This is a genomic window from Uliginosibacterium aquaticum, assembly GCF_012972705.2.
In the GTDB taxonomy this organism is placed as follows: domain Bacteria; phylum Pseudomonadota; class Gammaproteobacteria; order Burkholderiales; family Rhodocyclaceae; genus Uliginosibacterium; species Uliginosibacterium aquaticum.
In genome coordinates this window covers 567944-587571 of record NZ_JABCSC020000001.1, presented here as the reverse complement: position 1 = coordinate 587571, position 19628 = coordinate 567944, and the positions used below count along the sequence as shown (strand labels likewise).

The following is a 19628-nucleotide window of genomic DNA, read 5'->3' as shown; positions in this document are numbered from 1 at the left end:
GAAAAGGCTCACAGTGCGGCGTTGAGCAGGCGATGGCGACGCCACCAGGTCAGCAGCCCGGTGAGCAGCAAGCCCAGCAGCGGCAGCGTCGACACGAAGGTGAACAGCCCGGAGAAAGCGCCGGCCCAGGTGCCTTCGTGGAGCATGCGCACCCAGCCCGGCCCGCCGCTACGCAGCAGCTCACCGGCACTGGTCACGAGATAGAGGGCGGCGCGCGGCTCATCCTGCACCGTCAGCATCACGGCACCGCCGCGGAAGGTGCGCACTTGCGCGAGCTTGGAGAGATCCACCTGCTGACTCGCGATCTCGATCACCTTCACCAGCGGCAAGGGGCGGCCCGCTTCGTAGTACGGCAGGGAGGCGGTACCCAGATGGAAGGCCATCATCAGGCCGGTCACCGGTGTGAGTGCCGCCAGCGGCCAGGCGAGCCAGCCCAGCCCTGCATGCCAGCCACTGAGGGTGTTGCGCAGGCGCCGCCAGCCGAGCAGGAAACCCGAGAGGAAGAGGATCACCGTGACGCTGGTGGTCAGCGTCACCAGCCAGCCTGCGCCCACCAGCAGATTGGTGTGCAGATTGCGCGCCAGGCCGAAGAGATCGAAACCGGCCGCGCCCACCCGTGCACCGCTTTGCGCATCGAACTCCCCCATGGCGCCGGTGCCGCGCGAGCTCAGCACGAAGCGCGTGCCATCGCTGGAGAGACTCATCACGCCAGCCTTGTGGCCCGGATCGGCCTGCTCGAGTGCGCGGCTCAGGCTGGCCACATCCACCGGCGCCCGCGCCCCGGCCTCCACCACGGGCTTGAAAGCCAGCACCAGGCCGGAGAGGATGATCAGCAACAGCACGGGTGCGGTGAGCAGGGCCAGCCAGCGGTGAGCTTGGGTGAGAAATGGAATCAGGGAGCGCATGTCGAAGCATCCGGGGTTTGGGAATGCCTGCATTGAACGACCGGCGTGTGAACCGGATATGGGCTTTTCGCGGGGTTTTGTAAATGGCGTGTAAATGCCTGTAACTGCATGTTCCGTATGCAAAAAAGCCGCACGCCCAAACACGCTTCCGGGCTATGCTGAAAAGCACGAATTTCATCCAGACCGACATGAGCAAGAAAATTCTGGTGGTCGACGACGACCCGGAACTCACCGAACTTCTACGCAGCTATCTGGGCAACAACAGCTTCCAGGTCGAGACAGCCCACGACGGCAAAGCCATGCACGCCATGCTTCCGGCATTCTCGCCCGACCTGCTGATCCTCGATCTGATGCTGCCCGGCGAAGATGGCCTGAGCCTGTGCCGCAAGCTGCGCGCCGGCTCGCGCCTGCCGATCCTGATGCTCACCGCGCGCGGCGACGACATGGATCGCATCATCGGCCTGGAGATGGGCGCGGACGACTACCTGCCCAAGCCCTTCAATCCGCGTGAGCTGCTCGCCCGCATCCGCAGCATCATGCGCCGAGCCGAGGAGCATGGCCCGGCGGAACGCCCGGCCAGAACCCTGCATTTTGCAGGCTGGACACTGGATCTATCGGCCCACAACCTGCTCGACAAGGATGGCATTGTCATCGCTCTATCAACCGGCGAATTCCGCCTCCTGCACATGCTGGCCGAAACACCCAACTGCGTGTTCTCGCGCGATCAGCTCACCGATGCCATCGCCGGACGCGATGCTGGCCCCTTTGACCGCACCATCGATGTGATGATTTCGCGCCTGCGCCGCCGCCTCAACGACGATGCGCGCGATCCGCAGCTGATCAAGACCGTGCGCAGCGAAGGCTACATACTCGCCACAAAAGTGGAAGCGCGCGCATGAAGTGGCTGCCGCGCACCCTCTTCGGCCAGATCGCGCTGGCGCTCTTCGTGGTGCTGGTCGTGGTGCAGATGCTCGGGCTGTGGCTGTTGCTGGATGACCGCGGCCGCCTCAACTACAAGCTGCTCGCCGAGTATTCCGCCCAGCGCATGGCCGGCATCGCCACCGTGCTGGATCTGGCCGAGCCGGCCGAACGCCCCCTGTTGGTGAAGGCGCTCAGCGTGCAGCCCACCATGCTCACCTTGAGCCTGCCATGGGCCACCGAAAATATCGATGGCTCGATCGATGCGCAGAACTTTGCCAGCGAGGCCCGGCGCCAACTGGCAGCAGGCCTGCAGGTGCAGATGCTGGCGCTGGAGCGCGTCGACCCGCTGCTGCTGGGCCTGCATCCGCCTCCGCTCGCCCACCGCGACAAGCGAGACCATGATGACGATGACAAGGATGAGAGCAAGCCCGCTCGCGGCAAATTCTTTGCGCGCACCTACATCGCACAGATCCGGCTACATGACGGCGTCGTAGTCACCTTCCATCACCTGCTGCCGATGCCCTCCGGCGATCTGCCTTATCGCCTGATCGCGCTTCTGGTGCTGCTCGGGGGCGCCACCACCGGCCTCTCGATCTGGGCCGTGCGCCGCCTCACCCGCCCGCTGGCCCGCTTCACACAGGCCGCCTCGGGCCTGGCCAAGAACCTCAACCAGGCGCCCATGCCGGAAGTCGGCCCGCAGGATGTGCGTCAGGCGGTGCAGGCCTTCAACACCATGCAGCGTGACGTCCGGCGACTCGTCGATACGCGCGCCCAGGCCCTCTCCGCCGTGTCGCACGACCTGCGCCTGCCAATCACGCGGATGCGTCTGCGCCTGGAAGGCGACGTCGCGCCCGAGCTGCGCGAGAAGATGCAGCGCGATCTGGGTGAAATGGATGCCATGATCGGCCACACCCTGGATTTCCTGCGCGCCGGCTCCGACACCGAAGCCCTGGTAGCGGTGAATCTCGACGCCCTGCTCGACAGCGTGATCGAGGACATGGAAGAGCTGGGTGCCCGCATCACGCGCGAGGGCCGCTGCAACCAGCCGCTCAAGGCCCGCCCGCACGGCCTGCGCCGCTGCATCGCCAACCTGCTCGATAACGCACGCTTCTACGGCGGTGACAGCATCCGGGTGAGCGTGGAAGAAACTGGCACGGAGGTGCGCATCCGCATCACCGATCAGGGCCCGGGGATTCCCGAGAGCGAGCTGGAGAAAGTCTTCGAGCCCTACTTCCGCCTCGAGTCCTCGCGTGCCCGGCATACCGGCGGCACTGGTCTGGGCCTGCCGATCGCCAAGGCCATTGCCGAGGCCCACGGCGGCAGCCTGAGCCTCCAGTCGAAGCCCGGCGAGGGCGTCACGGCCTGCATCCACCTGCCCCGGCGCGCGGCTTGATTCGGTATGCTGGCGGCCGGGCGAAAGCTGCTCCCGGCATTTCAGGAACCACCATGACCGCAACAGACACGCGCCGCGAGCCAGACACCGGCGCCCGCGCCGCCGCCATTTACGCGCTGGTCGCCCATCGCCTCGCCGCTTTCTACGATCACCAGTACTGGATCACCCAGGCTCAGGCCGCTGCGCTGTGCAGCGACTGGCTCGGGCGTGCACAGCAGAGTCTGCCGCTGTCCGAACGCAAGCGGCTGGCAGATCTGAGCGATCAGCTCGCCAGCCAGATCCGGGACAGCCTGTCGCGCGAGGCCGGGCTATACACCGCCCATGAGCTGATGGAGTCGCTCGATCCGCGCCATGTCTCCGAACTCGGCGCCTCCATCATGGATGAGTGCGTGCGCCTGCTGAAAGATTCACAGCTCTGAAGCATCGTCCTTGAACCAGCCGATCTTCCCCTGGCCGGATTCGCCAAGCGCGGCAACAAAGCCCTCGGCCTGCGCTTCGGGCAAGCGGATCAGGAACTCCACCAGCGCGCCGTGGCGCACCTCGCCCAGCTGCGCGCCACCCGCTTCGATCGCGCGCCGCACCAGGCCTTCCAACGCATAGGGCGCCACACAGCGCAGGGTGCGCACGCGGATGATGGGCGTCTTCTGCGCGCCACGCAGGGCCTGCGCCACGCTATCGGTATAGGCTCGCACCAGGCCACCCGCGCCCAGCATGATGCCGCCGTAATAGCGCACGGTAGTCGCCAGCACGCCTTCCAGGTCCTGATGCCGCAGCACATCGAGCATCGGCCGCCCGGCCGTGCCGCTGGGTTCGCCATCATCCACCGCGGCGGACTGCCCGCCCGCCATCAACGCCCAGCACACATGCGAAGCGCCCGGATGCTCGGCCCACAAGGCCGCCACGATCTTCTGCGCTGCCGCACGATCAACCACCGGCTGCACGCAGGCGATGAAACGGCTCTTCTTGATCAGGAGTTCGCTATGAACCGGGGCGGCAATGCTGAAAGGCATGGGTGGGAGATACGAAAGCAGGCGGAGGGATTCTACGCCGCGCCTTCAGCGCGGCCCGAGGGCGCCAGAACAAAAAAGCCCACGGAAAACCGTGGGCTTTTCTCTGCCACAGGGCGGGTGACTCGCCCGGAGCCGGCAGATCACTCGCGCTCGAAAGCCCCCAGATCCGGTGCGCCGCCCAGATAAGGCAGGCCCGCATTGCTCCCGGCATTGATCAGCTTGCTGCCGGCAACAAGGCGGAACAGGGTGGTGTAGACCAGCGAGCCATCCGGATTGCGGCTGCGGCTGGCGAGGTTGGTATCCACGCTCAGGAAGTCTGCGCTGCTCACTGCAATACCATTCCAGGTATTGGTCTTTGAAGTCGCGTTGGCGATGCTGTCAGCAGCCTTGCCGGAGAGCGACACATTGTTGGTGAAGACATTCTGCTCACCCGCCGTCAGCGCACCACCAAAGCCGTAGTTGATGCCGTTCTGGAAGGACGTGTTGTTGATGACCGTGATGCCACCAACATTGTTGTTCTGATCAAAGCCCTTGTTGGGATGGCCAAAGGAAACCGAGTTGATGATCCGGTTGCGCTGCAGCTTGTAGTTGCCACCCAGCTTGAAGCCGTTGCCGTTACCCGCAAAGTTGCCATAGCCCCACACATCCACGCCATTGCGGAAGGTCCAGCTGTTCTCGATGATCACTGTTTCGGCACTGTCAAAGGTGTCCCAGCCATCATCCGAGTTCTCCCAGGCACGGCAGCCGTAGAAGAAATTGCCCGCCCCCTGGGTCTGCTTGGAGGCAAAGCCATCGGCCATGCTGCCGTTCTTCTTCGGGTCGTAGTTACGGTAGGCATCCGAGTTGATCACGGTGGTGTGATGGCCGCCCTTGTTGATTTCGAGACCACTGTTCCGGTTGTTGTGGAAGGCCACGTTCTCGAAGGTGTTGTAGCCACCGGTCACATAGACGCCCTGGTAGCCGGCCCGGGTGATCTCGATGCCCTTGAAGTACCAGTAGCTGCCGGTCAGGTAGAAACCGTAGGAGTCCTGGACATAGGTGTTTTCAGGGAAGGAAAAGTCGATCACGGCCTTGCCGCAGTTGGCCGCCACCATGTAGATGCGGGCGCTGGCGCTGCCAGACTTCGCCAGGGTGAGGGTGTTTTTGGCCCCTGCGGTATAGGGCACGCTGTAGGTGCCGGGTTGCAGCAGGATCATCTGCCCGGCGCTGACCGCCGACAGTGCGGCAGTGAAGCTCATCGGTGCCGAGAAGCTGGTGCCGGCGCCGGTGCTGGCGGCCGTCGGCGTAACGTAATAGACCCTGGAGGCCACCAGATTGCTGGTCTCGGTGCCACAGCCAGTGACATAGGGATGGCTGCTGGCGCTGCTGGAGACTGCGGCACTGCTGGACAGCGCAGCGCTCGAAGCCGCGCTCGATGCCACACTGGCGGCCACGCTGGAACGGGCCGCACTGGAGGCGGCGACCGACGACGCCGCGACAGACGATGAGGAGGACGAAGCGGCCGTCACCAGCGGCCCCACCGAGCACCAGGCCGAGGTGGTGTAGGCGCTGCCGCCGGTGAACAGCGACTGGGCACAGGTGAAATTGCCCGTCAGCGTGGCGTACACAAAGCTGCCGGACTTGCCCAGCGCCACCGTGTGGCTGCCGCTCATGCTGCAACTGCTGCCAACCTGGGCACACTTCGTGTAGCCGCTGGGATAGTCCGCCGCAGCGTGTGCATTGGCCCCCAGCATCAGGGCGGCTGCGCCGATCAGAAATTTGCCGAACATTCTGTCTCCTCGTCTTTTTATGTCTGCCGCCGGGGCCGCAGGGCTATGACTATCGTCGTAGGCAAATTTGCTACGAATCGGTAATTAAGGCGGAATCTAGTCGCCGCGGGGAAGGCCTGTCAAGGCAACCCGAACGCGTGCCGGGTGAGGCCGAAGAAGAATGATCAGGCTTGCAGGCGGGCCAGCAGTTCGGGGCTGAGTCCGTGATAACCGGCCCCGTCCGGCCCGGCCGGAGCCGGGCGCGAGGCCGCAGTGCGGATGGCGCGGGCCGCAGCCGACACATTGTCGATCACCGCGAAAGGCAGGCGCCGCGCCAGCGCCTCGCCCATGCCGGCCAGCGCGGCACCACCGATGATGACGGACTCGGCACCGGACTCGCTGCGCACCTGGCGCGCAGCGCCCTCCAGGCGTGTGAGGGCACGCGCCGGATCAGCCAGCAGCTCGGCCCCCGACTCGCTGAGCACCAGCAAGCCAGCGAGCTGATCCTGCAGCCCCGCCGCCGCCGCCCGCCGCTGCAGGATCGGCGCCCAGCGCGCGCCCCCGGTGACGATGGCAAAACGCCCAGCCTTGGCTGCCTCCTGCATGGCCGCTTCAGCCAGCCCGATCACCGGACAGCCGGCCAGCTCGCGCAGCGCCTCGAGGCCGGGATCACCAAAGCAGCCAATCAGGATCGCGTCATAAGACCCGCCCTGACTGCTCCAGGCATCCAGCACGGCATGCGCAGCAATCGCATAGGCCGCTTCGGAGGCGATGTAGGCGGCGCCGAAGCGGGCCGTCACGCAATCGAGCTGCCAGCCCTGCCCCAGCATCGGTGCAATGTGCTCACCCAGCGCCCGGGTGACGTGTGCGCTGGTATTCGGATTGATGATCAGGAGGCGCACGATGTTCAGCCCTGACGGAACATGAATTCGATGTCCGGCCCCGGCACCGGCTCGCGTTCGAAGGAAATGTGTTCGAGCAGATGCTTCAGGTGTCTCTTCATGAGGCTGGCCGCCTCACGCACATCTCGCGCCCGGATCGCCTCGACCAGGGCCTGATGCTCGTCGCAACCGCAGCTGTGTTCATGCACCCGCAGCGGCGCTTTGCTGCGGCGCCCTGGCGAGCGCTGGCCGAAGGTCATCAGGATCAGCGAGGTACGGGAGATGAGTTCGTGCAGGATCTTCTCCAGAGTCGCATTGCCTGCGCCCTGCGCGATCTTCATGTGGAATTCGCCGGACAGGCGGATCGCGGCGCGCCGGTCACCGCGGTGGTTGGCAGCCTCTTCCTCTGCCAGCAAGGCGATCAGGCACTCAAGCTCATGCGTGTGCGCCTGGCGGATGAAGCCAGCGATCAGGGAAGGCTCGATCAGCATCCGCGCCTCGAACACTTCACGCGCATCGGCTGGCGTGGGGCTGGCGACGGTGGCGCCACAGTTGTGGGTCTGCACCACCACTTGCTCGGCCGCCAGGCGCACCAGTACCTGGCGGATGCGCGTACGCGACACACCGAAGGCCCGCCCGAGCTTTTCCTCGGTCAGGCGGGTGCCCGGCGCCAGGCGATGATCGAGCACCGCCCCGATAAGCTGCTCGTAGATGTCCGCATCACTCAGATGAGCGGGCGCCGGAACGCGCTGTTGCGGTGTGTTCATCCGCGCCTCCCGGTGCGCCGCCGGCCCAGAGCCGCGAGGCCAAGCGCCAGCGCCACGACCACAAAGGAAACCAGGGTGGTAATCGTACCGAGAGCGTAGATCACCGGGGTGGTCACCGTGGTGGTGAGGCCCTGCAACTCCAGCGGCAAGGTATTGAGATCGCCGATGGCCTGCGAGGAACGCGCAATCTCGTCCCACGACAGGGTGAAGCCGAACATCGCCACGCCGACCACTGCCGGCCCGATCAGGGGCAGCACCACATGGCGCAGGGTCTGCCAGGGCGTAGCGCCGAGATCGCGGGCTGCCTCTTCATAGGCAGCGTTGAAACGGTTGAACACGGCAAACATGATCAGCAGGCCGAAAGGCAGGGTCCAGGTCAGCTGGGCCCCCAGTGCGGAGGTATAGAGCCCCATGCTGGTGTTGAAGCTATCCAGCAGATCGAGCCAGCCTGCCCACTCGAAGAAATGCTTGAAGGCGCCATCGAGCAGGCGGAAGGACAGACCGATGCCCAGCGACACGATGATCGAAGGCATGATCAGGCTCGCCACCGTCACATAGAACAAGGCTCCGCCGCCGCGCAGCGATTTGCGGAAGGCCAGCGCGGCACTCACTGCGAGCAGCACCGTAAGGGTGGTGACCAGCAGACCCAGCTTGAAGGAGCGCAGCAGGGCCGAGCCGATATCGATCACGCCGATGCCCTTGAACAGCTCATGAAACCAGTGCAGCGACAGGCCATTGAGCGGGAAGGTGAGGCCCCCCTCCGGGCCCTGGAAGCTCAGCACGAAAATGGTAATCGTCGGCCCGTAGAGAAACAGCAGGAACAGGCCGAAAAAGGCGGCCAGCGCGTAGAAACCGGGGCTGCGTTTGCCGTCCATATCAGAGCTCCTTGCGGATATCGACGAGGCGCGTAAGCCCCCAGATGATCATCAGCACCACCACCAGCAAGATCACGGCATTGGCGGCAGCGAGCGGGAATTGCAGATAGCTGGTCTGCACCTGGATGATCTTGCCCACCGAGGCGATCTGCTGCCCGCCCATCACGCCGATGGTCACGAAATCGCCCATCACGATGGTGATCACGAAGATCGAGCCGATGATGATGCCGGTACGCGAGAGCGGCACGATCACGTTCCACAGGATCTGCCAGGTGTTCGCCCCGGCATCCAGCGCGGCCTCAATCAGGGAGCGATCGATGCGCATCATCGAATTGAAGATCGGCACGATCATGAACACGGTGTAGAGATGCACAAAAGCCAGCACCACCGAGAAGGGCGAGTAGAGCAGCCATTCGACCGGCTGGGCAACCAGCCCGGTGCTGAGCAGGAAATCATTGACCAGGCCGTTGCGGCCCAGCAGAGGCATCCACGAGATCATGCGGATGACATTGGACGTCCAGAACGGGATGGTGCACAACACGAACAGCAGGGTCTGCATCCCACTGCTGCGCACATGGAAGGCCAGAAAGTAGGACACGATGAAGCCGATGCCCAGGGTGCAGGCCCAGGCCAGGAAGCTGAACTTCAGCGTGGACAGATAGGTCTTGAAGCTGACACACAGCTCCGCGGTATTGCTGCAGCCTTCAAAGATGGCGAGATAGTTCTTGGCCGTGAAGGCCGGGATCATTTCGTATTCGGTGGCATCCCAGAAGCTCACCGCGAGAATCAGGCCCAGCGGCAGGATGAAGAACAGCAGGAAGACCAGACTGTAAGGCGTGGCCTGAACCCACCCGGGCAGACCGTGTGTGCGCCAGCGCGCGCGCATCGGACTGGCAGCGGTTTTCATGTAGCTGTTTTCCATCTTTGATACCTGGAATTAAAGGTCGGGCAGGCGCCCGGCCGGAGCCGGGCGCAGAGCGCACATCAGGCAGCGACGAACTCGTTCCACTTGCGGACCATGTACTCGTTCTCATCCATCACCGCATTCCAGCAGGCGATGCTGCCCAGGCGCTGCTCGTAGGAGCCACCATCGCGCAGCGCACCGGCCTTGGCCAGCACATCGCCGTTAGGCGACTTGATGTCCTTCGCGGCCGGCTTGCCTTCCATCCAGTAGGCCCACTCATAGGCTTCCATCTTGGCCTTGGCGGTATCGAGCACGGCGCTGTAATAGCCCTGGCGATTGAGATAGGCGCCGGCCCAGCCATCAAGGAACCAGTTGATGAATTCATACACCGCATCAGCCTTCCTGCCCTTGACGCTCTTGGGCACGCCGAAGCCTGCCGCCCAGGCACGATAGCCTTCCTTGAGCGGCTGGAAATTACAGGCGATGCCCTTGGTGCGCACGGCGGTGACGGCCGGCGACCACATCGACTGGATCACCACTTCGCCGGAAGCCATGAGGTTCACGCTCTCGTTGAAATCCTTCCACAGGGCGCGGAACTGGCCAGCCTTCTTGGCTTCGATGAGGGTCTTGATGGTGAGGTCGATCTCGGCGCGGGTCATGTTGCCCTTGTCCGCATACTTGTGCAGCCCCATGGCCTCCACCACCATTGCCGCATCCATGATGCCGATCGAAGGGATGTTCAGAATCGCCGCCTTGCCCTTGAACTCGGGGTTCAACAGCTCCTTCCAGGAATCGATCGGGCGCTTGATCAGATCCGGCCGGATGCCCAGAGTGTCAGCGTTGTAGACCGTGGGAATCAGGGTCATGAACTGGGTCGGGGTGGCCGAGAATTTCTTCGAGTCGGCCCCTTCGAGGAACATCACCTTCTTCGGCGCGGTGCCCTGGTCACCCACCTTCTTGCCACCGATCTCGCCCTTGGTGAACAGCGGCGTGATCTTGTCCGCATTCTTGATTCGCTTGGCATCAATGGCGAGCAGATTGCCGGTGGGAATGATCTTCTTGAGCGAGAAATACTCGGTGTCAATCAGATCGAAGCTGTTCGGTGCGGTCACCGCGCGCTTGGTGACTTCATCGGTCGTCACCGGGATGTACTGGATCTCGATGCCGGTATCGGCCTTGAAACGGTCGGCAATCGCCTTGTCCTGATTCACGGCAGTGCCGAGGTAGCGCAGCACCAGTTTTTCCTGCGCGTGAATGGCCGGAAACACTCCGGCGGCCAGGATGCCGGCGGTGCCCTTGAGCAGCAGGCGGCGCATCGGGTTGGTGGCCTCTGTTGCCTCCAGGGTTTCGGGCGTGCTGGATACGTGCTCGGTACTGCCGGAATCGATCTTCGCCATCATCATCTCCATTCAAGGCTACGCAAGGGTGCCGGCCGATGCCGGCAGAAAAAACTCAGGCCAGTGCGTGCGCGTCAGCGCTCGCCCAGCTCACATGTACCGATTCCCCGGCCTGCCAGGGCGCGGCAAAGAATTCCTGCTCAGGCACCACCACCGAAAACTCGCTGATCGCCGCGTGAGCGAGCTCAACCAGCACATAAGTGCCCTGGTATTCGACGGCCGCCACCTGCGCCGCTACGCTCGCCCCCTCGGTGGGTGCGGTACGCGCAAGACGCATGCGGTCGGCACGCACCGAAATTTTCTGGCCACCGGCTTCGAGCACGTTGTGACCACCGATGAAGCGCGCCACGAACTCGCTGGCCGGGGCATTGAAAAGGGTGTGCGGGGTGGCCACCTGCTCGATGCGGCCGGCATTCATGACCACCACCTGATCGGCCAGCGCCATCGCCTCTTCCTGCGAGTGGGTGACATGCACGAAGCTGAAGCCCAGCTCGCTCTGCCAGCGCTTGAGCTCGGCGCGCATGCGGATGCGCAGGAAGGGGTCCAGCGCCGACAGCGGCTCATCGAGCAGCAGCACGCGCGGCTCGGTGATCAGGGCGCGCGCCAGGGCCACGCGCTGCTGCTGGCCGCCGGAGAGTTCGCTGGGTTTGCGCCGGGCGTATTGCCCCATCGCCACCCGCTCGAGCAGGGCCTGGGCACGGCCATGGCGCTCGGCAGTGGGCACACCCTTCATCTTGAGACTGAAGGCCACGTTATCCAGCACCGACAGGTGCGGGAACAGGGCGTAGCTCTGGAACATCATGGCCGTGCCGCGCTCGGCGGCCGGCAGCAGCGTGATGTTCCGGTCGCCCAGCAGGATGTCACCATCGCTGGCCGTTTCGTGGCCGGCGATCATCCGCAGGGTGGAAGTCTTGCCACAGCCGGAGGGCCCCAACAGGCAGCAATAGCTGCCGGAAGGAATGCTCAGGTCGATGGCGTCCACCGCCGTGACCTGGCCATAGCGTTTGCTGAGTTTGATCAGCTCGAGTTCAGATGCCTTGTGTGCCATGCGCTCCCTTTCTGCTGGAAAACACTAAGCACGGCGCATGCCAAAAACAAAAATACTTGTTTTTCAGTAGCTTACAAAAACACGCTGATTTTTTTGCATACAAAACGTCTGGCGGCATGCACGCTGGCGGTGCCCTGACCGGCTCAGGCGCACCAGGCTCAGGCGCTGCTCACAGCGCCGCACACAGGCCATCGGCACGCGGGTCGCTCGCCCCCTCGATCAGCCCGCCGGGATGCACGGACACCGCACCGGCATGGCCCATCATGTCCTCGAATTCGCCGACGATCTGGATGTCGTGACCCGCCGCGCCCAGCGCCTCATACAGCGCCGGCGCAAAGCGCGACTCCAGCTTCAGGTTGGTCGATTCCTCGCCCCAGGTGCGCCCCAGCAACCAGCGCGGCGCCGTTACCGCGGCCTGCAGGTCCTGCCCGAACAACACGTGACGCGAAAACACCGCAGCCTGAGTCTGCGGTTGGCCTTCGCCACCCATGGTGCCGTAGGCCATCACGCGGCCATCCTTCAAGTGCGCCAGCGAGGGGTTCAGGGTGTGGAAGGGCAGACGCCCCGGCATGAGCGCGTTCGGCCCGTCGTGCAGGCTGAAACTGGCGCCGCGGTTCTGCCACTGCACGCCGCTTTCGGGCAGCACCACGCCGCTGCCGAATTCCCAGTACACGCTCTGGATATAGCTCACCACGCAGCCGTGACGATCGGCTGCGCCCATCCAGATGGTGTCGCCGGGTTTGGCAAGCTCGGGCCAGGGCGCGGCGCGCTGCAGATCGATCTGACTCGCCTCGTGCCGCAGTGAATCCGCAGCCAGAAAGGCCTGCGCATCGACGCGCATGTAGCGCGGGTCGCCACAGTGTGCATTGCGCCAGCGGAAGGCGCGCTTGGTGGCCTCGACCAGGCCGTGCACATGGGCGAAGGACTCGCCCTCCCTCACCCCCAGCTTGTCGAAGATGCCGAGGATTGCCAGGGCGCTGACGCCCTGGGTGGGCGGCGGCAGGTTGTAGCTGCGGCCCACACCCAGTTCGACGCACAGCGGAGTGACCTGTTCGGCGCGGTAACTTTCCAGATCGGCCAGGCGCAACGGGCTGCCCAACGCCTCCAGATCGCGTGCCAGACTGCGTGCCACATCACCGCGATAGAAATCCTCCAGCCCGGCCCGCGCGAGCTGCTCCAGGGTGGCGGCGAGGCGCGGCTGGGCCTGCGTGTCGCCCACAGTTGGCAGCCCCTGGCCGGCGAAGGTCTCGGCAAAGCCAGGCACCAGTTCCAGCTCGGACCATTTGGCGGCGGTGAGCTGGGCCTGCGAGCGCGTCACCGGCACACCAACTCGCGCATGATGAATGGCGTCCGCCAGCAGACGCGCCAGCGGCAGCCTGCCGCCCAGGCGCGCCGCGACTTCCAGCGCCTGCGCCCAGCCACCGATAGCGCCGGCCACCGTCAGCGCGGCGCGTGGGCCACGCGTGGGAATGCTCTTGTCCTGGGCGTAGAAGCTGCGCTCGGCCAGTTGCGCGGCCGGGCCGCAGGCGCGGATCGCCAGCGGCGGTTTGCCCGGCAGTGCGATCAGCCAGAAGCCATCGCCACCGATGCCATTCATGTGCGGGTAGCTCACGGCAATGGTGGCGGCGGCGGCCAGCATCGCCTCCACCGCATTGCCGCCCTCGCGCAGCACGGCCGCGCCGCTCTGTGCCGCCAGATGATGTGGCGCACTGAGCATGCCACCGCGCGTCATGGTTGCCTTCAGCATGTCAGCTCCCGACTGCGCTCATGAACATCTTGATCGAAGTGATCAAGAGAAAAACTGCGAAGGCGCGCCGCAGCAGCGCTGGCGAGATGGCATGCGCGGTGCGCACGCCATAAGGCGCGGTCAGCATGGAGGCCGGCACGATCAGCGCGCAGCCAATCAGGCTGCAATAGCCCAGACTGAACGGCGGCAGCAACGGATTGCCCCAGCCTGTTGCAATGAACCCCAGCGCACCCGGCACGCCAATCAAAATGCCCACCGCCGAGGCGGTACCCACGGCGCGCCGCATCTCGACGCTGAAGGCACTCAGGATGGGCACCGACAGGGTGCCGCCACCAATCCCCATCAGCACCGAGAACCAGCCGATGAACAGCCCGATCGGCGCACGCAGCAGCGGCGAGGTCGGCAGCGCCGGCGCCAGCACCCAGCTGTCGCGGCGAAATGCCATGTAGATGGACACCAGCAGCGCGATGATGGCGAAGATCAGGATCAGGGTCGTGCCGCTGGCCTTGCCGCCAAAGATGCTGCCGGCCACCACGCCAACCAGGATGCTCGGTGCCAGCGCACGCAGCAACTTGGGGTCCAGCCCGCCCTTGGCGTAATGCGCGCGCGCCGAGGTGATGGCGGTAGGGATGATGGTGGCCAGCGAGGTGCCGACCGCCAGATGCATGCGGATCGCCTCCGGCACATCGAGGGCCGGGAACAGCATGTAGAGAATAGGCACCACGATGATGCCGCCGCCCACGCCCAACAGGCCGGCGAGGAAACCGGAGACGCAGCCGGTGAGCAGGAGCGCGGCGGCAAACAGCGCGAGATGGGTGAAGTCGATTGTCATGAAGTTTTCAGCAGCAGATTCAGTTCATCAAGGAAACATGGGCGGCCACGATCCGCCAGCCCTCACTCATGCGCACCCAGGTCTGGGTCTGGCGCCCACACCGGGCCACGCCTTCGCGCGTGAACTCGGTGGAAGCTGTCGCGAAGTCTTCGCCGTAGGTCGTGATCACGGTGTTGCGCAAGCAGCGCTCGAGGCCCTGGGCCGGGCGTGCAGCGCGGAAGGCCTGGATCGCGGCATAGCCGTAGAGGTTTTCGCTCGCCCCATAGCGCAAAGTGTGCGGGCTGTGCCAGAAAAGCTCGTCCAGCACCGCCACCACGTTGCCGGTGAGCGCCGCCTCGTAACGCGCAAAGGCCGCCTGGACTTCGGCCAGAACATGCGGGAGGTTGATGGCACTGTTCTTCACTGTCATCAGTGCGCCCCCAGATAGGCCTTGGCCAGCGCCGGGTCGGCGGCGATCTCGGCGGCCGTGCCGCGCGCCACGACTTGCCCGTTCTCCAGCACATAGGCGCGATCGGCGAGTGCCAGCGCCAGCGCCGCCATCTGGTCGACCAGCAGCAGGGTCATGTTTTCGCCGCGCAGGCGATCCAGCGCCGCGAAAAGCTCGGCTATTACCTTTGGCGCGAGGCCCAGCGAGGGCTCATCAAGCAACAACACGCGTGGCCGGCTCATCAGCGCACGGGCAATCGCCAGCATCTGCTGCTCGCCGCCGGAGAGCAGGCCGGCGCGCTGGTGCAGGCGCTCGCGCAGGCGCGGGAAGCGCGTCAGCATCTCCTCCACGCGTTGCTCGCGGCCTTCTGGATGCAGGAACGCGCCGAGGCGGATGTTGTCCAGCACGGAGAGCTCCGGAAAGACCTGGCGCCCTTCCGGCACCAGCACCAGGCCCAGACGCACGATCTGCTCGGCCGGCAAGCCGGAGAGCTCCACGCCGCCTAGATGGATGCCGCCCTGCAGGGGTTTGTGCAGGCCGCTGAGGCTGCGCATCAGGGTGGACTTGCCCGCCCCGTTGGCCCCCAGCAGCGCCACCATCTCGCCCTCGCGCACCTGCAGATCCACCGCGTGCAGCACCGGCTCGGCGCCGTAACCGGTAGTGAGTCCGCCCACGCCGAGCAGTTCCGGACTCTCGGCGCTCATGCGGCGCAGCGCTACCGGCGCGATCTGCAGCGCGTCGGCCTCGCCCAGATAGGCACGGCGCACGGCGGCATTGCCCTGAATCTCGGCGGGCGTGCCGCGTGCCAGTAACTGGCCTGCATCCAGCACCACGATGTGATCCGAGATCTCCATGACCAGCGCCATATCGTGCTCGACCAGCAGCACGCCGATGCCGGCCGCAGCGATGCGCCGCAGCAGCGCCGCCAACAGTGCTTTGTCCTCGCGCGACAGGCCGGCCGCCGGTTCGTCGAGCAGCAGCACCTCGGGGTCGGTGGCCAGCGCACGGGCGATCTCCACCAGGCGCCGGTCCACATGCGCCAGGCCACCAGCCTTGAGGCTCAACGCGCCCTGGTAACCGCACCAGCGCAGCAGGCTGGCTGCCCGCTCGCGTGCCGCAGGCGCACACACCGCCTGCCGCCCGAGCAAGGCGCCGAGGCGGCCGCGCGGCAAGGCCAGGGCCACGTTGTCCAGCACGCTGAGGCTGCCGAAGAGCTGTGAGGTCTGGTAACTGCGCGCCACACCTTCGCGCGCCACCTTGCAAGCCCCCTGCCCCTGAAGGGAGGCGTCATGCAGCAGGAAGCGCCCGGCACTGGGAGTGTAGAAACCACTCAGCATGTTCAGCGCCGTACTCTTGCCGGCGCCGTTGGGGCCGATCAGGCTGGTGACCTGGCCCGGCTGCACCTCGAAGGAGAGGTCGCTCACCGCTCGCACCCCACCGAAAACCATCGACAGCTGCTCGGCGCGCAACACACCGCGACTGCGCGCCGACATTTCCAGCGCCGGCGCCGGCCCGTCTTCGGGCAGGCTTGCGGCGCGCCCCAGGCGCCGCATCACGGCAGCCGACAGTTGGCGCAGAAGCCCCGCCATGCCCTCGGGGGCGGCCCACAGCACCAGCAGCAGGAGCAGACCGAAGAACAGCAGGCGGTATTCCTCCAGGCTGGACAGAAGCTCAGGCAAGACCCCCACCACGATGGCGCCGACGATGGGCCCGGCCAGGGTACCCGAGCCGCCGATCATGACTAACAGCACGAACAGGATGGACTGGATGAAACCGAAACTGCTCGGCGTGACAAAACCAGACAGCGGCGCATACAGACCGCCAGCCAGCCCGGCCAGCAGGGCCGACACGGCAAAGGCCACGGTCTTGATGACAAGCGGGTTGAGACCGATGGATTCGGCGGCCGTCTCGCTGTCGCGCACCGCACGCAGGGCCGCGCCCCAGCTGCCACGCGCCAGTAGCAGGTAGGCGCCAAGCGCCAGCGCCGCCGTGATCACCGCCAGCACCGCCACCGCGCGCTCGCCGCGCAGGGCCGCGCCGAGCGCCGGAGCAACGATGCCCATGATGCCGTTCTGGCCACCGGTGAGCCCACGCATCTCGACCATGCTGTGCTCCACGATGAAACCGAAAGCAATCGTGATCATCGCCAGATAAGGCCCCTTGGCACGCAGGGCCGGTAGCGCCAGCAGCGCTCCGATGGCGCTGCTCAACAAGGCCGCCATCGGCCAGGCGGCCCAGAAGCTCCAGCCGGCCTTGGTGGTGAGTACCGCCACCACGTAAGCGCCCAGCGCGTAAAAGCCGACATGGCCGAAGGATACCTGGCCACTCATGCCCATCAGCACGTTGAGGCCGATACCCACGATGGCCAGCAAGGCCACATTGGCCAGCACGAAGACGTAGTAGCCATTCAGCGTGCAGGCCAGCAAGAGCGCCCCCATCACGCACAAGAGGGTGAACACGAGGCGGGAGAGACCGCGATCATTGCGGCCGGTAATGACGTTAGGGTGGAGTGACATGGCGGGCACAGAAAGGGTCGGATTCAGAGGGCTCATACCTTGCGCACCTCGGCGCGGCCGAACAGGCCGTTGGGACGCAGAGCCAGTGCGGCAATCACCAGCGAGAAACTGATGATCTGGGTGTAGCCGGAGCCCAGGGTGGCGGTGACGATGGCCTCCACGCCGCCGAAGATCAGCCCGGCCAGCATCACCCCCCAGGCGCTGGAGATGCCACCGAGGATGGCGACCGCGAAAGCCTTGAGGCCGAACAAGGTGCCCATGTCGGCATGCACATTCATCAGCGGCGCGATCAACACCCCGGCAATGCCAGCGAACAGGGTGGACAGCGCAAACGCGGCCGCCACCACGCGGCGGATCGGAATACCCATCAGGCGCGCTGCATCGCGGTTCTGCACCACCGCCAGCATGGCGATGCCCCAGCGCGTGCGGCGGGCCACGAAATGCAGCACGGCGGCAAGCAGCAAGCCGATGACAGGAATCAAGACCTGCAAGGGATACACGCCCAGCCCCAGACCGCCCAGCTCGATCGGTGTCTGCGCCAGCACCGAAGGCAGGGAACGCGGCTCCTTGCCGAAGGAGAACATCACCAGGTTATCCAGCACGATGCCCAGCGCCACGGTGGACATCAGCCAGGCATCCGAGCCGCGGCTGGCGAAGGGCCGCACCGCCACGAACTCGACCAGCAGGCCGTACAGCGCGCACAAGGCCAGCGCCAGCAGGATCGCCAGCGGCATCGGCCAGCCCAGCGCCTGGGCGAAACCAAAGGTCAGCACCGCACCCAGCATCATCGAGCTGCCTTGGGCGAAATTGACCGTGCCGGAGACGGCATAGGTGACATGGAAACCCAGCGCCATGAGGCCATACATGGCACCCAGGCCAAGGCCGGAGATGAGGGCGGAGAGGAGAAGCATCGGCTGCCTTTGGTGGATGTCGTTGAAATCAATCGGGGGCCCGTCGTCCCCGCGTGGGCAGGGACGACGGACGCTGTTACTTGCTCGTCATGCCGACCGGCAGGATGAAGTCATCAATGAAGTAGGCCCACACATAGTCGTTCTCGGAGAGCGCGTCATGCACATCGGGCGTGAAGGGCTTTACATAGGTCTTGATCAGGCCTTCGTAGCGGTCGATCTTGTAGAAGCCCTGGCGCACCGCGTCGCCCTCGGTGGAACCGGCCTTGGCAATCGCCAGCGCGGCCAGCTGCATGCCGTCGTAGGCATTGGCCACACCCACCGCCGGGGTGATGTCATCCACGCCCTTGATGTCCGGGTACTTGGCCATCAGGGTCTTGATCAGCTTCTCGCCGACCGGGTTCTGCTTGCCGAAGAAGCTGTAGGTCTGCACGAAGTGCACGTTCTTCGCATTCGGGCCTGCCAGTTCGGTGAAGCGGCCACCGGCCGGGCCCCAGTGCGACACCACCGGCACCTTCCAGCCCATGCGATCGAGCGACTTCACCACCTGGGCCGAAGGGCCCACATTGCCCACCATGAACAGCACGTCGGCGCCAGCGGCCTTGAGGCGGGAGAGTTGCGGCACCACGTCCACATCATTGGCTTCGAACTTCTCGCTACCGACCGCCTTCATGCCCTTGGCGGCCAACGCGGCGTTGAGGCCCTTCTCGTTGGACTCACCCCAGGCGTTGTTCACCAGGATCATGCCGGGCTTGCTCGCCTTGAAGGTCTTCTGCGCATAGGCCAGCATGCCGCGATCAACGATCTCGTCCACCGCCGACACGCGGAAAGCGAAGTTCGGGTTGGCGCCATTCTTGGTGATCGGTGTGCCGGCGGCCCACGGCCCCATGAAGGGCACCTTCTCCTGATTGGCCATCTGCACGATCGCCACCGAAACCGGCGTATCCAGGCCGCCGAACAGCACAGCCACCTTCTCCTTGTAGATCAGTTCGCGTGCAGCGGTCACGCCCTTGGCCGGATTACCTTCGTCGTCGCGACGCACCAGTTCGATCTTGCGCCCGCCGAGCAGGCCGCCCTTGGCATTGATCTCTTCGATGGCCACGGTGAGGCCACGCGTGATGGCCTCACCTGCCAGCGCGGACTGGCCGGACAGGGCCGTCACTAGGCCGATCTTGATCGGATCGGCCGCGTGGGCCAGCGGCAACATGAAACAGCTTGCGGTCGCCAGGGCGGCGGTCAGAACGCTACGTCGGGTGATGCGGGTCATGAAGATTCTCCTGTGATCGGGACATGGACAGGCCTGCGGGCCTCGCCGACACTGAATGCACGAAGCGTGCCTATTGCAGCCA

General features: G+C 65.2%; 18 protein-coding genes. 3 read left to right on the top strand and 15 right to left on the bottom strand.

The features are described from left to right. Positions 1 to 8: 8 nt before the first annotated feature. Positions 9 to 905 (bottom strand): PepSY-associated TM helix domain-containing protein, encoded by an 897-nt coding sequence (locus HJ583_RS02745; RefSeq protein WP_170020264.1) that lies wholly within the window; start codon positions 903 to 905, stop codon positions 9 to 11. A 188-nt stretch (positions 906 to 1093) separates the two neighbouring features. On the opposite strand from HJ583_RS02745, the gene HJ583_RS02740 reads away from it, so the two are divergent. From HJ583_RS02740 to HJ583_RS02730, 3 genes are read left to right on the top strand one after another with little or no spacing between them, the layout of a single operon-like run. After that, positions 1094 to 1804 carry a response regulator gene (locus tag HJ583_RS02740; RefSeq protein WP_170020262.1) on the top strand — a complete coding sequence of 237 codons (711 nt, stop codon included), beginning with the start codon at positions 1094 to 1096 and terminating at the stop codon, positions 1802 to 1804. Beyond that, positions 1801 to 3219, top strand: coding sequence for an ATP-binding protein (locus HJ583_RS02735; protein WP_170020260.1), 1419 nt, complete (start codon positions 1801 to 1803; stop codon positions 3217 to 3219). The genes HJ583_RS02740 and HJ583_RS02735 overlap by 4 nt, the downstream gene beginning before the upstream one ends. Positions 3220 to 3272: 53 nt before the next feature. After that, entirely contained in the window at positions 3273 to 3638 is a 366-nt protein-coding gene (locus tag HJ583_RS02730; protein ID WP_170020258.1) for a hypothetical protein, read from the top strand. Here HJ583_RS02730 and HJ583_RS02725 read toward each other — a convergent pair. The 14 genes from HJ583_RS02725 to HJ583_RS02660 form a co-directional block, all read right to left on the bottom strand. Continuing rightward, complete coding sequence (locus HJ583_RS02725) at positions 3627 to 4229, bottom strand: IMPACT family protein (protein ID WP_170020256.1); 603 nt, start codon at positions 4227 to 4229, stop codon at positions 3627 to 3629. The genes HJ583_RS02730 and HJ583_RS02725 overlap by 12 nt on opposite strands. Before the next feature lie 140 nt (positions 4230 to 4369). Then, on the bottom strand, positions 4370 to 5998 hold the full coding sequence (locus tag HJ583_RS02720) for a right-handed parallel beta-helix repeat-containing protein (RefSeq protein ID WP_235943691.1): 1629 nt from the start codon (positions 5996 to 5998) through the stop codon (positions 4370 to 4372). A gap of 164 nt (positions 5999 to 6162) precedes the next feature. After that, the gene (locus HJ583_RS02715; protein WP_170020254.1) at positions 6163 to 6879 is read right to left on the bottom strand and encodes an aspartate/glutamate racemase family protein; all 717 of its coding nucleotides are present in this window, start codon (positions 6877 to 6879) and stop codon (positions 6163 to 6165) included. 5 nt (positions 6880 to 6884) lie between these two features. Further along, entirely contained in the window at positions 6885 to 7625 is a 741-nt protein-coding gene (locus HJ583_RS02710) for a GntR family transcriptional regulator (protein ID WP_170020252.1), read from the bottom strand. Next, on the bottom strand, positions 7622 to 8500 hold the full coding sequence (locus HJ583_RS02705; protein WP_170020250.1) for an ABC transporter permease: 879 nt from the start codon (positions 8498 to 8500) through the stop codon (positions 7622 to 7624). Before HJ583_RS02705 ends, HJ583_RS02710 begins: the two co-directional genes overlap by 4 nt. A gap of 1 nt (position 8501) precedes the next feature. After that, positions 8502 to 9407, bottom strand: a complete 906-nt coding sequence (locus HJ583_RS02700; protein WP_217423242.1) for an ABC transporter permease — start codon at positions 9405 to 9407, stop codon at positions 8502 to 8504. Positions 9408 to 9484: 77 nt separating this feature from the next. Next, positions 9485 to 10801: an ABC transporter substrate-binding protein gene (locus tag HJ583_RS02695; protein ID WP_217423241.1), complete on the bottom strand. Its 1317-nt coding sequence runs from the start codon at positions 10799 to 10801 to the stop codon at positions 9485 to 9487. A gap of 55 nt (positions 10802 to 10856) precedes the next feature. Further along, positions 10857 to 11849 carry an ABC transporter ATP-binding protein gene (locus HJ583_RS02690; RefSeq protein ID WP_170020248.1) on the bottom strand — a complete coding sequence of 331 codons (993 nt, stop codon included), beginning with the start codon at positions 11847 to 11849 and terminating at the stop codon, positions 10857 to 10859. A 169-nt stretch (positions 11850 to 12018) separates the two neighbouring features. Continuing rightward, entirely contained in the window at positions 12019 to 13596 is a 1578-nt protein-coding gene (locus tag HJ583_RS02685; RefSeq protein ID WP_170020246.1) for a gamma-glutamyltransferase family protein, read from the bottom strand. A gap of 1 nt (position 13597) precedes the next feature. Further along, entirely contained in the window at positions 13598 to 14428 is an 831-nt protein-coding gene (locus HJ583_RS02680) for a sulfite exporter TauE/SafE family protein (RefSeq protein WP_170020244.1), read from the bottom strand. 19 nt (positions 14429 to 14447) lie between these two features. Further along, the gene (hpxZ, locus tag HJ583_RS02675; RefSeq protein ID WP_170020242.1) at positions 14448 to 14837 is read right to left on the bottom strand and encodes an oxalurate catabolism protein HpxZ; all 390 of its coding nucleotides are present in this window, start codon (positions 14835 to 14837) and stop codon (positions 14448 to 14450) included. Continuing rightward, entirely contained in the window at positions 14837 to 17407 is a 2571-nt protein-coding gene (locus tag HJ583_RS19405; protein WP_217423240.1) for a branched-chain amino acid ABC transporter ATP-binding protein/permease, read from the bottom strand. The genes hpxZ and HJ583_RS19405 overlap by 1 nt, the downstream gene beginning before the upstream one ends. Next, positions 17404 to 18282 carry a branched-chain amino acid ABC transporter permease gene (locus HJ583_RS02665; RefSeq protein WP_170020240.1) on the bottom strand — a complete coding sequence of 293 codons (879 nt, stop codon included), beginning with the start codon at positions 18280 to 18282 and terminating at the stop codon, positions 17404 to 17406. Before HJ583_RS02665 ends, HJ583_RS19405 begins: the two co-directional genes overlap by 4 nt. A 76-nt stretch (positions 18283 to 18358) precedes the next feature. Further along, positions 18359 to 19546: an ABC transporter substrate-binding protein gene (locus tag HJ583_RS02660; protein ID WP_170020238.1), complete on the bottom strand. Its 1188-nt coding sequence runs from the start codon at positions 19544 to 19546 to the stop codon at positions 18359 to 18361. Positions 19547 to 19628: the final 82 nt, after the last annotated feature.

Coding starts and splice junctions, on each gene's coding strand:
- HJ583_RS02690 (WP_170020248.1), bottom strand. CDS start 11,849: ATGGCACACAAGGCATCTGAACTCGAGCTGATCAAACTCAGCAAACGC.
- HJ583_RS02720 (WP_235943691.1), bottom strand. CDS start 5,998: ATGTTCGGCAAATTTCTGATCGGCGCAGCCGCCCTGATGCTGGGGGCC.
- HJ583_RS02725 (WP_170020256.1), bottom strand. CDS start 4,229: ATGCCTTTCAGCATTGCCGCCCCGGTTCATAGCGAACTCCTGATCAAG.
- HJ583_RS02740 (WP_170020262.1), top strand. CDS start 1,094: ATGAGCAAGAAAATTCTGGTGGTCGACGACGACCCGGAACTCACCGAA.
- HJ583_RS02730 (WP_170020258.1), top strand. CDS start 3,273: ATGACCGCAACAGACACGCGCCGCGAGCCAGACACCGGCGCCCGCGCC.
- HJ583_RS02745 (WP_170020264.1), bottom strand. CDS start 905: ATGCGCTCCCTGATTCCATTTCTCACCCAAGCTCACCGCTGGCTGGCC.
- HJ583_RS02685 (WP_170020246.1), bottom strand. CDS start 13,596: ATGCTGAAGGCAACCATGACGCGCGGTGGCATGCTCAGTGCGCCACAT.
- HJ583_RS02660 (WP_170020238.1), bottom strand. CDS start 19,546: ATGACCCGCATCACCCGACGTAGCGTTCTGACCGCCGCCCTGGCGACC.
- HJ583_RS02700 (WP_217423242.1), bottom strand. CDS start 9,407: ATGAAAACCGCTGCCAGTCCGATGCGCGCGCGCTGGCGCACACACGGT.
- HJ583_RS02710 (WP_170020252.1), bottom strand. CDS start 7,625: ATGAACACACCGCAACAGCGCGTTCCGGCGCCCGCTCATCTGAGTGAT.
- HJ583_RS19405 (WP_217423240.1), bottom strand. CDS start 17,407: ATGAGCCCTCTGAATCCGACCCTTTCTGTGCCCGCCATGTCACTCCAC.
- HJ583_RS02695 (WP_217423241.1), bottom strand. CDS start 10,801: ATGGCGAAGATCGATTCCGGCAGTACCGAGCACGTATCCAGCACGCCC.
- hpxZ (WP_170020242.1), bottom strand. CDS start 14,837: ATGACAGTGAAGAACAGTGCCATCAACCTCCCGCATGTTCTGGCCGAA.
- HJ583_RS02665 (WP_170020240.1), bottom strand. CDS start 18,282: ATGCTTCTCCTCTCCGCCCTCATCTCCGGCCTTGGCCTGGGTGCCATG.
- HJ583_RS02680 (WP_170020244.1), bottom strand. CDS start 14,428: ATGACAATCGACTTCACCCATCTCGCGCTGTTTGCCGCCGCGCTCCTG.
- HJ583_RS02735 (WP_170020260.1), top strand. CDS start 1,801: ATGAAGTGGCTGCCGCGCACCCTCTTCGGCCAGATCGCGCTGGCGCTC.
- HJ583_RS02705 (WP_170020250.1), bottom strand. CDS start 8,500: ATGGACGGCAAACGCAGCCCCGGTTTCTACGCGCTGGCCGCCTTTTTC.